Origin of the sequence: Facivitalis istanbulensis (genome assembly GCF_040560405.1) — a bacterium.
Classification (GTDB): Bacteria; Pseudomonadota; Alphaproteobacteria; order Sphingomonadales; family Sphingomonadaceae; genus Sphingomonas; species Sphingomonas istanbulensis.
On record NZ_JAVSCQ010000024.1, the window covers coordinates 17,588 to 31,462 of the forward strand.

The following is a 13,875-nucleotide window of genomic DNA, read 5'->3' on the forward strand; positions in this document are numbered from 1 at the left end:
AGATCGCAAGGGCATGGACGACACGCACAAGCCACCGGAGCCCGAGAGCGACGCCGCGCCCGCCGATGCGCCGGGATCGGGCGCGACCAGTCGGCGCGCGCTGATGCTGGGCGCAATCGGGGCCAGTACCGTGGTCGCGATCCGGCCCGCGCTGGCCCAGACGACCGGTTCGGTCCTGCACTGCGAGATTCCGATCCCCGATCCGGGGCGCGCGGGCAGCTATATTGCGCTGGACGGATCGACGGTGCCGCCGCACAGCCTGTTCTCCTTTCCGCCGCCCAACCGCCCTTATACTGGCGAAGAGGTGAAACGGGCGTTGCAGGGCGGCATGTTGCCCGGCACCAATTATTTCAGCAACCACGCCTATTTGCGGTATATCCGCAATCTGCAGCGGGGGCAGGCGGGCTTCACCTGCTATGCCTCGCTCCAGATGCCCGGCGGCTGATCGATGGCCGGTCCGCGCTATCGCGCGGTGGCGGCGGAGTCGATTCTCGTCGAACCGCTCGACCTGTTCACGGCCCTGTTCCACCGGCCTTCGGGGATCACCCATATCCTGTCGGAACCCGCGCCGCAGATCCTGGCCGCGCTGGGGGAACAACCGCTCGACGCGGTTTCGCTGCTTACGCGGCTGGCCCGCGAATTCGACCTTGGCGAGGCGGAGGGTCCAGCCTTGCTGCGCGAACGGCTCGATGAACTAGAGGCGGTCGGGCTGATCGAGCGCCTGTGAAACATGCCATCACCTTGCGCGTGGGGCCGGTGGCGTTTCGCATCGGTTCCGACTGGCGAGCGCCCATCGCGGCGATCGATGCGCTGTACCGGGATTATCCGCGCGCCGCGTTCGCCGATTATACCGTGAGGCTGGAGGCGACCGCCTGGTGGCGGCGGTTCGTCCGGCCATCGATCGGGATCGGTGGCGATTATCGCCTTCCCGAAGCGGCGCCGCTGCCGCTGCGCCATGGCCTGCTGGCGGCCGAACTGGGGATGAACCTGCAAATGGCGCTTGGCCATCGGCGACACTTGCTGCTGCATGCGTCGGTGGTTGAACGCGACGGGCGCGCGCTCCTGATGAGCGGCGTATCGGGGGCGGGCAAGTCGACGCTGTCGCTGTTGCTGATGCGGAAGGGCTGGCGCTTCCTGGGCGACGAGTTCGCATTGATCGACCCCGACAGCGGCCTGGCCTTTCCCTTCCCCCGGCCGATCAGCCTCAAAAATGGCAGCCTGGCCGTCATTCCCGACGACAGCCACAAGGGGCCATTGCTGTCCGGCACGCCGAAGGGCGCGATCCGGCATGTCGCGCCCGGTGCCGCCTGCCTGTCGATGATGGGTGAGCCGGCGCTGCCCGCGCTGCTGATCTTTCCGCGCTTCGGCTTCCCGCTGGAGACGCGAGGGCTGATGCCCGCCGAAACCTTCGTGCGATTGACCCAGGCATCGACCAATTATGTCGCGCTGGGGGAAGCGGGCTTTCGGGCGATGGTGCGGCTCCGGCGCAGTATTCCCGCCATCGCGCTGGATTATCCCGACGGCCCGTCCGGGGTGGCGGCGGTGGAAGCTTTGTGGTCCGCGCTATGACCGCGGTCGAGCACCTGGTCCTGATGCTGCGCGATCCGGCGAAGGCCGCGTGTCTGACCCTGTCGCAATGGACCGGGGTGCTGACCGTCGCCCGCGCCGAACAGTTATTGGGGACGCTCGGCTGCCGGCTGGAGGGGTTGGCGCTGCCCGATGCCGTGGCGGCGGTGCTGGCCGATGCGCGGGTGGAGGCCTTGCAGATCCGCCGGACCGCCTTGTGGGAGGCCGATCGCGTGGCCCATGCCCTGGGTCCATTGGGGTGTCCCGTCATCCTGTTGAAGGGCAGCGCCTTTGTCGCGGCGGGATTGCTGGCCGGGCAGGGACGCTCGATCGGCGATTGCGACATCCTGCTGCCGCGCGATCGTCTGGCCGAGGCCGAGACGCTGCTCAGCGGGGCAGGGTGGGAGTGGGTGAAGCCCGATCCCTATGACGATCTCTATTATCGCCGGTGGATGCACGAACTGCCGCCGCTGATCCACCGCGAGCGTGACCGGATGCTCGACGTGCATCACACGATCCTGCCGCCCACCGCTCGGCCCCGGCCGGATGCGGCGGCGCTGATCGCGGATGCGATGTCGCTGGAGCGGGGCTTGGCGGTGCTGTCGCACAACGACATGATCGTGCATGCCGCCGCGCATCTGTTCGCCGATGGTGATCTGACCGGGGGCTTGCGCAATCTCTGGGATATCCATGCGCTGGTCGTGGAGAACGGGATCGACGGACTGGCCGAGCGCGCCCGCCATCACGGGCTGGCCTCGCATGTCGCGCGGGCGATGCGGCTGAGCCATGCGCTCTACGGCACCCCGGTGCCCGCTGGCTGGCGTCGGATGACCGCGACCGATCGGCTTTATCGCGGGCGGATGATGGCCAGGGATGGCTGGGGGCGGGGGCGGCATGCGGCGTTGCGACTGGGCTTTTATATCCGGTCGCACCTGATCCGTATGCCGCTGCCGCTGCTCATGCAGCATTTGTGGATAAAGTGGCGGAAGGGCCGGACGAGCCCAGCCGTGCCAGCGTCGGGATAAGGGCTTCATAGCCCTGGATGACCGCATCGGCGCCCAGCGTTTCGACCGGCTGGCTCAGGAAGCCGAAGGCACAGGCGACGACCGGCAGGCCCGCGCCCCGCGCCGCCTGCACGTCGAAGATCGAGTCCCCGACAAAGGCCGCCCGGCCGCCGCCGCATTGCGCGACCATTGCCTGGATCGGGCGCGGCGAGGGCTTGGCGGCGCCCAGCGTGTCGCCGCCGATGATCGCCGCGAAGCGATGTGTCAGATCGAGCGCGTCGAGAATGGCGCGGGCGAATCGCTCCAGCTTGTTGGTCATCAGGCCAAGCGTGACGCCTTGGGCCGTCAGCGCATCGAGCGCATCGAGCGCGCCGGGAAAGGGGCGGGTATGAACCGCGAGATGCGCTTCGTAATAGTCGAGCAGCCGCCGGTGCAGCATGTCCAGCGTCACCGGATCGCATCCCCCCGTGGTGGTCAGTCCATGTTCCAGCATTCGCCGCGCACCGCCGCCGATCATCGGTTTCACCGCTTCGACCGGAAGCGGGGGGCGACCGATGGTGCCGATCGCATGGTTGACGGCCGCCGCCAGGTCCCCGCTGGTATCGAGCAGCGTTCCGTCCAGATCGAAGCCGATAATGGAGAATGGAAAGACAAGGGATGAATGCGCGTCCATGGACCAATCCTGCAGCCGGTTTCTATACTGGCCTTGGCAAGAAAATCATGGCAGGCGCAACCATCATGACGAGACCAGTCGCTGCCATCATCCTTGCCGCGGGCAAGGGTACCCGCATGAAGTCGGACCTGCACAAGGTCCTGCATCCCATTGCCGGACGGCCGATGCTGCTCCACCTGATCGATGCGGTGACGGCGCTGTCGCCCGAACGCATGGTCGTGGTGACGGGCGCCGGGCGAGAGCAGGTCGAGGGGGCGGTGACTCCGCTGGGCGTGCGGACGGCGGTGCAGGCCGAGCAACTGGGCACCGGCCATGCCGTCGCACAGGCGGCGGCGGCGCTGGACGGTTTTGTCGGTGACATTCTGATCCTTTACGGCGACGTGCCGCTGGTCGAGACGCGGACGATGCGCAGGATGCTCGACCGGCTGGGTCAGGACGACGCGCCGGCGGCGGTGGTCCTCGGCTTCCGCCCGGACGATGCCGGAGCCTATGGCCGGGTGATCGCCGACATGGACGGGCGGATCGACCGGATGGTCGAGTTCAAGGACGCCGATGCCGAGGAGCGCGCCGTCACCCTGTGCAATTCCGGGCTGATGGCGGTGCGGTCGGAGGATCTGTTCGGCCTGCTCGCGCGTGTCGGCAACGACAATGCGGCGGGCGAATATTATCTGCCCGATATCGTGATGCTCGCGGCGGCGGACGGGCGGCGTTCGGCGGTGATCGAAACGGGCGCGGCGGAGGTCGCGGGTGTCAATAGTCGCGCCGAACTGGCGGGGGTGGAGGGCGATTGGCAGCGTCGCCGCCGCGCCCGTGCCATGGCGGACGGCGTGACGCTGATCGCGCCGGACACGGTCTGGTTCGCGCATGATACGGTGGTCGGACGCGACGTGGTGATCGAACCGCATGTCGTCTTCGGCCCCGGCGTGCAGGTGGCGGACGGCGTAACGATCCATGCGTTCAGCCACCTGGAGGGCGCGACCGTGGCCAGCGGCGCGGATATCGGTCCCTATGCGCGGCTTCGTCCCGGCGCGGACGTGCGCGAACGGGCGCGGGTCGGCAATTTCGTCGAGATGAAGAAGGCGATCCTCGGCCCGGGCGCGAAAGCCAACCACCTGACCTATCTGGGCGATGCCGAGGTGGGGGCGGGCGCGAATATCGGCGCGGGCACCATCACCTGCAATTATGACGGGTTCTTCAAATATCGCACCGTGATCGGTGAAGGGGCCTTTATCGGATCGAACTCGGCACTGGTCGCGCCCGTGACGATCGGTGCCGGCGCGATCGTCGGGGCCGGCGCGGTCGTGACGAGCGATGTCGAAGCCGATGCGCTGGCGCTGGTTCGTGCGGAGCGTTCGACCAAGCCCGGCTGGGCAAAACGTTTCCGAGAGATGATGCTGGGCCGAAAAGCCGCGAAGAAGACTGGGGAGTAACAAGGCCATGTGCGGTATCGTTGGAATCCTGGGTGGTGCGGATGTGGCCGAGCGGCTGCTCGACGGTCTCCGTCGCCTTGAATATCGCGGCTATGATTCGGCGGGCATCGCGACGATCGATCATGGCGTGATCGAGCGGCGGCGCGCCTCCGGCAAGCTGATCAACCTGGCGAAGGAACTGGCGGCGCATCCGTTGCCCGGCGAAGTGGGCATCGCCCATACCCGCTGGGCGACGCATGGCGGCCCGACGACCAACAATGCGCATCCGCATGCCACCGAGCATGTCGCGGTCGTGCACAATGGCATCATCGAGAATTTCAAGGCGTTGCGCGATGAGCTGATCGGCCGCGGCCGTGTCTTCACCAGCGAGACCGATACCGAGGTCGTCGCGCATCTGGTCAGCGAGAAGGTCGAACAGGGCCTTGATCCGGTCGCCGCGGTGCGCGAGGTGCTGCCGCGCCTTCACGGCGCCTTCGCGCTGGCGATCCTGTTCCGCGACAGCCCGGACCTGTTGATCGGTGCGCGTCTCGGCTCGCCGCTGGTCGTCGGCTATGGCGAGGGGGAGACCTATCTCGGTTCGGACGCGCTGGCGCTTGCCCCGCTGACCCAGCGTATCTCCTATCTGGACGAAGGCGACTGGGTCGTCTGCACCCGCGACGGCGTGCAGGTCTATGACCGCGACGACAATCCGGTCGAGCGTGCCGTCACCATGTCCGGCGTGACCGGCGCGCTGATCGACAAGGGCAATCATCGCCACTTCATGCAGAAGGAGATCTTCGAGCAGCCGATCGTCGTTGCCCAGACGCTGCGCTCCTATCTGCACAGGCTGGAAGGGCGGATCGCCCTGCCGCTGCCCGATTTCGACCTGTCCGGCATCAAGCGCGTGACCATCGTTGCGTGCGGCACCAGCTTTTACGCCGGAATGGTCGCCAAATACTGGTTCGAGCAATTTGCGCGCGTGCCGGTCGATATCGATGTCGCGTCGGAATTCCGTTACCGCGCGCCGGTGATGGAGCCGGGCGGCCTGATGATCGTCATCAGCCAGTCGGGTGAGACCGCTGACACGCTCGCGGCATTGCGTCATGCCAAGGCGGAGGGCCAGACCATCGCCGCGGTCGTCAACGTGCCGACCAGTTCGATGGCGCGCGAGGCGAACCTGCTTCTCCCCACCCATGCGGGCCCGGAGATCGGGGTCGCCTCGACCAAGGCTTTCACCTGCCAGTTGAGCGTGCTCGCGGCGCTGGCGGCGAATCTGGCGAAGGCCAAGGAACGGCTGTCGGTCGACGAGGAAAAGCAGATCGCGCGCCATCTGGGCGAGGCCCCGGCCGCGATCAACGGCGCCCTAGCCTATGACGAGGCGATCGAGGCGATGGCCGGCGCGGTCGCCGGCGCGCGCGACGTACTGTATCTCGGTCGCGGCACCGACTATCCGCTGGCGCTGGAGGGTGCGCTCAAGCTGAAGGAAATCAGCTATATCCACGCCGAGGGCTATGCGGCGGGCGAGATGAAGCACGGCCCCATCGCCCTGATCGACGAGAATGTGCCTGTGATCGTCATCGCCCCCTCGGGCCCGTTGTTCGAAAAGACGGTGTCGAACATGCAGGAGGTGCAGGCGCGCGGCGGCAAGGTCATCCTGATCTCCGACTATGACGGGATCGAGGCGGCCGGGGAAGGCTGTATCGCCACGATCACCATGCCCAAGGTCCATCCGCTGATCGCCCCGATCGTCTATGCGGTGCCCGTGCAGCTGCTCGCCTATCACGTCGCGGTGGCCAAGGGCACCGATGTCGACCAGCCGCGCAACCTGGCGAAGAGCGTCACGGTCGAATAAAGGATCGTTTACGCCGGATTAAGCATGCCGGCTTACCATCGTTCCGTAATGGGCCCCTGGGACGGATGATGGTAGCCGGATGCGTATTCTGATCGTTGACGACGAACCGGCTGTCCATGACAGCTACGCCTTGTGCTTTCCGGGCGTGGCGGGTGGGGAAACCGAGCGCCTGGATGCGATGGCGGCGGACCTGTTCGGCAGCGAGCCGGGCGCGGCGGCGGCGGACCCGGTGCGGTTTCGGCCGCATCATGTGCAACAGGGGATCGATGCGGTGGCCGCGGTCGAACAGGCGCGGGCCGAAGGCGATCCCTATGCCGTCGCGTTTATCGACGTCCGGATGCCGCCGGGGATTGACGGGCGGGAAACCGCGCGTCGTATCCGGGCGCTCGATCCCGATATTCACCTGGTCATCGTTACCGGCTATTCCGATTTCGCGCCCGCCGATATCGGCCGTGTCGCCGGGCCGGCCGACCGCATATTCTACATCGTGAAGCCGTTCGAGGTGGCGGAGGTCGCGCAGACCGCGCTGGCGCTGGGACGCCGCTGGCACAATGATCGCGAACTCGCCCGGACGCGCGCGTTGCTGGCCCGGCAGGTCGTCGCGCTGGAGGAAAAGACGGCGGAACTGGCGGCGAATGAAAGCCGGGCGATGCACATCGCGATGCATGACGCGCTGACCGATGCGCCCAACCGCGCGGCCTTTCTGCGCGGTCTCGGCGAACGCGGGCGGCGACCGGGCAGCTTCGTCGCCGCCATGCTCGATCTCGACCGGTTCAAGCGCGTCAACGACACATTGGGCCATCTTGCCGGGGACGAGTTGATCCGCGACGTCCATGCGATGATAAAGCAGAGCGCGCCGCCGGGCGCGATGGTCGCGCGGCTGGGCGGCGACGAGTTCGGCATCCTTTTCGATAGCGACTGTGAAGCCGATGCGGTGTCGGCATGCCAGCGGATCATCGATGCGTGCGCGACGCCCTTCATGATCCTGGGTCAGGCGGTGCGATGCGGCGTCTCCTGCGGACTGGTTATCAGCCATGAGGGGGGCAATCGCGATCCGATCGACCTCATGCGGAGCGCCGACACGGCCTTGAACGATGCCAAGCGCCAGGGGCGCGGCGTGGTCCGCGTGTTCGACGCGGCGATGGACGAGGGTGTCCGGGTCCGCCGGGGGATCGAGGCGGGCCTCGGCGAGGCGTTGCGGCGCGACGAGCTGAGCCTGATGTTTCAGCCGATCGTCGACCGTGGCCAGCTCGACATTGTCGGTTTCGAGGCGCTGGTCCGGTGGCGCTCGCCCGATCACGGCCTTGTGACGCCCAGCCTGTTCATCCCCATCGCCGAAGAAAGCAACCTTATCCACGAACTCGGCGACTGGGTGCTGGATCAGGCGCTGGCCGAAGCGCGTCACTGGCCCGGTCAATATGTCTCGATCAATTTCAGCCCGGCGCAGTTCCGTCGCGCGCATTTTGTCGAGCATGTCGTGGACCGGGTCCGTTCGGCGGGTGTCGATCCGCGCCGGGTGCAGATCGAGATCACCGAAACCGCGATCTTTGACGATGCCGACGGCGCGGCACAGACACTGACCCGGCTCCGCGAGTTGGGATTCCGGATCGCGCTCGATGATTTCGGCACGGGCTATTCCAGCCTGTACAATATCCGCAAGTTCGCGCTCGATTGCCTGAAGATCGATCGCAGCTTCGTCGAGGGCATGGGGCGCGAGCGCGAGTCGGTCGCGATCGTCCATTCGATCATCCATCTGGGCCGCGCGCTGGGCCTGGGCGTCATCGCCGAGGGCGTGGAGACCGAGGCGCAGACCCAGGCCCTGCGGGTCGCGGGGGCCAGCCATCTGCAAGGCTATCTCTTTTCCGAACCTGTTGCCGGGGGCGAGGCAAGGACGCTCGCGGCGCAGCGTTCCATGCCGTTCGCCATCGGCGCCACCCATGAACGGCCGGTCCTCGCTGCGCGGGCCTGATCGAGGGTGACGATGCGGAGTTTGTCCGGCTGGGCGCGGAGGCCGCGCCAGTCGCTGCCCGACGCCATGGTGGCGGTGTTGACGGTCGCGGGGATCATCGGCGCGGTCTCCCTCGCCGCCCTGCTCGGCTTCGTCATCGCGCCGAGCTTCGACCGGCTGGAAGACCAGTCGGTCAGAGCCGCCATGGAAAGAGTCGAACGGCGGCTGGACGGATTTGCGGAACGTGCCGAAGGCATCGCCCGCGATCATGCGAGCATGGCGGGCGCGGGGCTCTCGGCGTCCAGGGAAGCCTTGCCTGTCCGACTGGCGCGAACCGTCTATGCCGATCACCGGATCGAGGGATCAGCCTATCGCCGGGCGGGGGAGGCGACATGGCACATCGCCTGGCAGCACCCCGATACCGCGCGGCAACAGGTCGCGACGCGGGCGGCACTCGCCGCGATTCTGTCGCGGCTCGATCTCGCGCGGTGGACCGGGCGGGAGGGGAGCGCGCATTTCTATACCCGGCTGGGCGATCGGATCGCCGCGATCGGGGTGGCGCGGATCCCCGATCCGGTCGGGCGTGGCGACGATGCCAGCTATGTCGCGCTGGTCCATCTGCTGACGCCGCAGCGTCTCGGTCACATGATCGACCGGCCGGCGCGGATCGACCTCCGCTCTCCCGCCGATCGTTCGATGGCGACCTGGAGCCGCCGGTCGGTGTCCGTGTCGATCCCGATCCGGGGCCCCGATGGCGGCGCGGTGGCGACCGCCGCCTTCACCACCCCGCGCGAACTGGCGCTGCTGGGTCGGCGAACGATGCTGCTGGCCATTGCGGGGTCGATCCTGCTGCTCGTCTTCATGCTGGTGCTGCTCCGGCGGGCGATCAGCCAGCTCGTGCTCGCGCCGCTGGGCCAGATCGAACAGCATATGCAGCGCGTGCGGATGTCCGGCGTCCTGATGCCGTTCAACGCCAGGGCGGGGCGCGATGACGAGATCGGCTCGCTCGGCCGGAGCTTCAATGCGATGCTCAGCCAGTTGAAGGGTCTGCGCGAGCAGAATGAGATCCAGAGTTTCGCACTGGGGCGTTCTGAGAGTGCGGTGGCCGTGCTGCACAATGTCCGCAACGCGCTGGCTCCGCTGGGCACCATCCTGAGCCATGGCGCCGGACGCACCCCGTCCGCCGACCCCGCGCTGCTCGACCGCGCGCTGCGCGAACTGGGCGACGCGAACGTCCCGCCTGGCCGCCGGACGAGGCTGGTCGCCTTTGTCCGCGCGGCGATCGAGGCGGAGGCGCTGGCGCGGGACAGGGTTCGCGAGCAACTGGAAATCGGTCGCGACGCGATGCGCCAGACGCTGGAGATCATCGGCACGCAGCAGGCGCGGGCGAACGAACGGCCGCAACGCGAACGGTGCGACATGGCCGAGATCCTGGCGAACAACGCGACGATCGCACGCTATGCGCAGGATGTGGCGATCGCGATCGACGTCCCGACAGGGCCGGTTCCGGTCCTCGCCAACCGCGTGATCCTGAGCCAGGTCGTCGGCAATCTCTTTGCGAATGCGGTGGAGGCGATCGTCGCGACGGGGCGCGAGGCCGGTCATATCCAGGTGGAGGTCGAGGCCAACCCGGTCGGACAGGTCGTGACGCGGATCGTCGATGACGGCGAAGGCTTCGACCCGGCCGTGCAGGCCCGGCTCTTCCAGCCGGGCTATTCGATGCGCAAGGACAAGTCGGGCGGTCTGGGGCTCCATTGGTGCGCCAATTCCATGGCGGCGATGGGGGGCGGCCTGGAGCTGCGAAGCGAGGGGGAGGGGAAGGGCGCGACCGCGATCCTGATCCTCGACCCGGTACGGGATGAGGCGATCGTCACGGCCCGAGCCGCCTGATCCGGCGGTCGGCGCGCGGCCGGGCTGACCGGGGGCGCCTCTCCCATCTCGCCGCTTCACCAGAGGCTGAGCCGGGGCGATGGAGCCTCTCCCCGGTCGAGGCAGACGTTGTAACAGGCTGGCAGGTTTCGGCCCGTGCGATTGCCCGGATGTTCCTGTCCCTCCACCTCGGCATCGGAGCGCAGCAAAAAGGGCACGGACCGCGGTTCGCGATCCGTGCCCCGGAGGTGCGGCTTCCTGATGGCGGCGATCAGATCATGGTTTGGATTTGTAGCGCGGCTGGGCGCGGCCCGCCTCGTCCACCGCCTGCCGGATCAGCGCGATGTTGCGCTTGATCGAGGCGGCCAGCGTCGAACGAAGCGCCTCGTCCGCGTCCGAACCCGCCGGGATTTCGCGAAGCAGCGCGATCCATTCGCCGATGGCTTCGTCATGCTTGCCCTGGAAGTCCTTTTCCATGGCGAAATAGAAACGGGCACGGGCATCGCGCGGATCGAGCGCCAATGTCTTGCGGAATGCCTCAGCGGCGGCGGGCGGCAGGTTGACGTCGTTGGACTTGGTGGTCTGCATCAACGCTTCGCCCAGCGCCGACCAGGCGGTCGACTGGTTGGGGTCGATCGCCAGCGATGCGCGATAGGCGGTTGCCGCTTCGTCGAAACGACGCTTGGCCAGCATCGCGTCCCCCAGTTGCTTCTGCGCAACCGCATCGCCGGGGGCCTTGGCCGCGACGGCCTGCGCGGCAGCCGGGGCAAGGGCCGGGGCGGGGCGATCGACGAAGACCGGGGTGAGCGTGGGTTTGTCCGAGGGACGTCGCAGCAATGCCGCCGCGATGATCGCCAGCATGACCAGGACGAGCAGAATGCCCGCGATGACGAGAAGCTTGCGGCGTTTCATTGATCATTCCTGCCAGACTCAATTGACGATCCGTATCGCTTGATTCGCATTGACATAGCGTAAAAGCCCGGCGGCAGTCCCGATTGCCTGTCTTATCTTGAAACATGCTATGGCAACATATTGTATTTATACGACATTTATGGATTATTTAACGGGTGCGATAACCGTTCGGACGACGATATACATAATGGCAGAGTTAGAAAGAGAATTGGGTTTGAAGGGAATTCGTGAACGCAGCGCCGAGGGTTGAACCGATGTCGGGTGGCGGAACCAATGTCCACCCAGCCAGCGATGCTAACCGGATCGGCCTTTGTCAGGATAGCAGGGAGACTGAAGATGGCGGGTTTTGCAAAGATGATGGCGATGGCGGCCGTTATGGCCGGCACGCTGGGTTCGACTTCCGCGAGCGCTGGCACTTTGACCTCGGTGGCGGGCGACCAGACCCCGCGTGAGGGTTCGGTCCTGGTCGATTTCAACGGTACCAACGGCAGAACCAGTCTCCCCAACGGGTTTTCGCTTTCGGGCGGTTTGCTGACGACCGGTTCGGCCAAGGGCTGGAGCCAGCCGTTGAACGACACAACCCAGTATCTGATGGTCAATGGTGGCAAGACGGCCGTGCTGAAAACCGGTGGCAAGGGCTTTGATGGTGTCAGCCTGTATTGGGGTTCGGCGGATTCTTTCAACAAGCTGTCAATTCTCGACACCACCTATCGGGTTATCAAGACGATCACCGGGCTGGATTTCGCCGCGCCGGGTGCCGATGCTTGGGGCAGCAATTATAACGATCCAAAGTATAATCAATACGTAACGTTCACGCTGGACAGCTTGAGCGGACAGAAGATCGGCGGCCTGAAGTTCACTTCGGGAAGCACCGCGTTCGAACTGGACAATGTGTCGTTCTTCAACACCTCGCCGACCTCGGTTCCCGAGCCTGCGACGCTGACGCTGTTCGGCCTCGGACTCGGTGGCCTCGTCGCCGCGTCGCGCCGTCGCCGTAGGACGGTGGCCTGATCTTGCTGTGCGGCGTCCGTTCATAGCTACAGGCGGAGCGTGAAAGAGCGGCCTCGGGCCGCTCTTTTTCGTATGTGGTCCAGTCGCGGCAAAGCGGTCGGCCATAACCGACCGCCTGTAGGTCGTGTCACCGTGACCCGGTCTTCATCATTTCCATCTCACCCAGCACACGCGCCCTGCGGCCATAGACAAGCTCGAACAATGGGCTGGCCATCATCGTTGTGACGATCGCCATCAGCACCAGCATCGAGAAGAGCGTCGGGCCGATAATGCCCTTTTGCAGACCGATATTGATGATGATGAGTTCCATCAGGCCGCGCGAGTTCATCAGCGCGCCGATGCCCAGCGCCGTCCGGTTGTCTTCCCCGCAAAGCCGTGCGGCGATGTAGCAGGCGCCGAACTTGGCCAGGATCGACGCGGCCAGCACCCCCAGTGCGATCAGCAGCAGCGAGCCCGAATTGACCATGTCCATCCGGGTGTTGAGCCCCGAATAGGTGAAGAACATCGGCAGCAGCAGGACGACCGCCAGCGGTTCGACCTTCTTCTTCAACTCCGCGACGAACAGGCCGCGCGGCATGAACACGCCGAGGATGAAGCCGCCGAAGATGCCATGAATGCCGATCGCATCCATGATGAAGGCGGAGATGCAGAAGGCCATCAGCGTGAGGGCCAGCACCGTCATGCTCATCTCGCCCCGACGCTCGACAGCATGGCCCAGTGGTGCGAGGATGCGGCGGCCGAAGAGCAGCAGAAAGCCGACATAGAGCGCCGCGCCGCCGATCGCGAGGATGGCGACGCCGCTGCCGCCGCCAAAGGTCGCCAGCACCACCGCCAGCACGCACCAGGACGCCGCATCGTCGAACGCGCCCGCCGCCAGCGACAGCGTGCCGAGCGGACTGTCCGCCAGCCCGCGCTCGTTGATGATCCGCGCCAGCATGGGAAAGGCGGTGAGCGCGATGCAGGCCCCCATGAACAGCGTCGCATTGCCCCGGCTGACGTCCGGCGCGAACAGGCCGGGAATGCGCAGCAGGAAGGGGGTGAGGGCGGCGGCGATCAGAAAGGGCGCGATCACGCCCGAGGCGGAGACCGCCAGCGCACTGCGCGCCTTGGATCGAAAATGGTCGAGGCGCAGGGTCAGGCCGACCAGGAACATGTAGAGCGCGACGCCCAGCTGGGCCCCGGCATAGAGCATGTTGCGCGTGTCCCTGGGAAAGATCGCCGCCTGAAGGTCGGGGAAGGCCAGCCCGAGGAGCGACGGGCCGAGGACGACGCCCGCGATCATTTCGCCCACCACCGGCGGCTGCGCCAGGAAACGCTGTCCCAGCCAGCCGACCACGCGGCACGCGAACAGGATCACTGCGAGTTGCAGGAAGAAATGGGTGCTGTAATCGCCGGGCGCATAGCTGGCGGCGCTGGCCGCCGTGGCGGGACCATGCGGTTCCAGGATGCCGCCGGCGGTCCGCCACAGACTGTCGATCGCGTCGTTCATTTGCCCGTCTTGCTCCCCTCACGATCGCCCCCTCCGGCATCGAGGATGATAGCGGTACGAAATTCCCAGCGCTTGCAAAGAGGTTTCGGCGATCGAGGCTTGTTTTCCGGGGTTTCGACGCGATTCTCTGGCCCGTGCGCCA

Annotated in this window: 12 protein-coding genes; 9 read left to right on the forward strand and 3 right to left on the reverse strand. The window is 66.4% G+C overall.

The genetic code is table 11. The features are described 5' to 3' along the window. Positions 1–13: 13 nt before the first annotated feature. The 4 genes from RN629_RS13365 to RN629_RS13380 are packed head-to-tail and all read left to right on the forward strand — an operon-like array spanning position 14 to position 2,591. Complete coding sequence (locus RN629_RS13365) at positions 14–445, forward strand: hypothetical protein (protein WP_407035638.1); 432 nt, start codon at positions 14–16, stop codon at positions 443–445. A gap of 3 nt (positions 446–448) precedes the next feature. Continuing rightward, positions 449–727: an HPr-rel-A system PqqD family peptide chaperone gene (locus tag RN629_RS13370; RefSeq protein WP_407035639.1), complete on the forward strand. Its 279-nt coding sequence runs from the start codon at positions 449–451 to the stop codon at positions 725–727. Then, positions 724–1,569 (forward strand): HprK-related kinase A, encoded by an 846-nt coding sequence (locus RN629_RS13375; protein WP_407035640.1) that lies wholly within the window; start codon positions 724–726, stop codon positions 1,567–1,569. Before RN629_RS13370 ends, RN629_RS13375 begins: the two co-directional genes overlap by 4 nt. After that, positions 1,566–2,591 (forward strand): nucleotidyltransferase domain-containing protein, encoded by a 1,026-nt coding sequence (locus tag RN629_RS13380; RefSeq protein ID WP_407035641.1) that lies wholly within the window; start codon positions 1,566–1,568, stop codon positions 2,589–2,591. The genes RN629_RS13375 and RN629_RS13380 overlap by 4 nt, the downstream gene beginning before the upstream one ends. Here RN629_RS13380 and RN629_RS13385 read toward each other — a convergent pair. Continuing rightward, on the reverse strand, positions 2,524–3,243 hold the full coding sequence (locus RN629_RS13385; RefSeq protein WP_407035642.1) for an HAD-IA family hydrolase: 720 nt from the start codon (positions 3,241–3,243) through the stop codon (positions 2,524–2,526). The genes RN629_RS13380 and RN629_RS13385 overlap by 68 nt on opposite strands. A 62-nt stretch (positions 3,244–3,305) precedes the next feature. On the opposite strand from RN629_RS13385, the gene glmU reads away from it, so the two are divergent. From glmU to RN629_RS13405, 4 genes are all read left to right on the forward strand, one after another. Further along, positions 3,306–4,673, forward strand: a complete 1,368-nt coding sequence (gene glmU / locus RN629_RS13390; protein WP_407035676.1) for a bifunctional UDP-N-acetylglucosamine diphosphorylase/glucosamine-1-phosphate N-acetyltransferase GlmU — start codon at positions 3,306–3,308, stop codon at positions 4,671–4,673. Positions 4,674–4,680: 7 nt separating this feature from the next. Then, positions 4,681–6,504, forward strand: a complete 1,824-nt coding sequence (gene glmS / locus RN629_RS13395; protein ID WP_407035643.1) for a glutamine--fructose-6-phosphate transaminase (isomerizing) — start codon at positions 4,681–4,683, stop codon at positions 6,502–6,504. A gap of 79 nt (positions 6,505–6,583) precedes the next feature. Next, positions 6,584–8,473, forward strand: a complete 1,890-nt coding sequence (locus tag RN629_RS13400; protein ID WP_407035644.1) for a putative bifunctional diguanylate cyclase/phosphodiesterase — start codon at positions 6,584–6,586, stop codon at positions 8,471–8,473. Positions 8,474–8,485: 12 nt separating this feature from the next. Further along, positions 8,486–10,342 carry an ATP-binding protein gene (locus RN629_RS13405; RefSeq protein WP_407035645.1) on the forward strand — a complete coding sequence of 619 codons (1,857 nt, stop codon included), beginning with the start codon at positions 8,486–8,488 and terminating at the stop codon, positions 10,340–10,342. 255 nt (positions 10,343–10,597) lie between these two features. On the opposite strand, the gene RN629_RS13410 is transcribed toward RN629_RS13405, so the two are convergent. Continuing rightward, positions 10,598–11,233 (reverse strand): tetratricopeptide repeat protein, encoded by a 636-nt coding sequence (locus tag RN629_RS13410; protein WP_407035646.1) that lies wholly within the window; start codon positions 11,231–11,233, stop codon positions 10,598–10,600. Positions 11,234–11,569: 336 nt separating this feature from the next. Between RN629_RS13410 and RN629_RS13415 the strand changes: the two genes are divergently transcribed. Continuing rightward, positions 11,570–12,244 (forward strand): Npun_F0296 family exosortase-dependent surface protein, encoded by a 675-nt coding sequence (locus RN629_RS13415; protein WP_407035647.1) that lies wholly within the window; start codon positions 11,570–11,572, stop codon positions 12,242–12,244. A 127-nt stretch (positions 12,245–12,371) separates the two neighbouring features. On the opposite strand, the gene RN629_RS13420 is transcribed toward RN629_RS13415, so the two are convergent. Continuing rightward, positions 12,372–13,733: a cation:proton antiporter gene (locus RN629_RS13420; RefSeq protein WP_407035648.1), complete on the reverse strand. Its 1,362-nt coding sequence runs from the start codon at positions 13,731–13,733 to the stop codon at positions 12,372–12,374. Between the last annotated feature and the right edge of the window lie 142 nt (positions 13,734–13,875).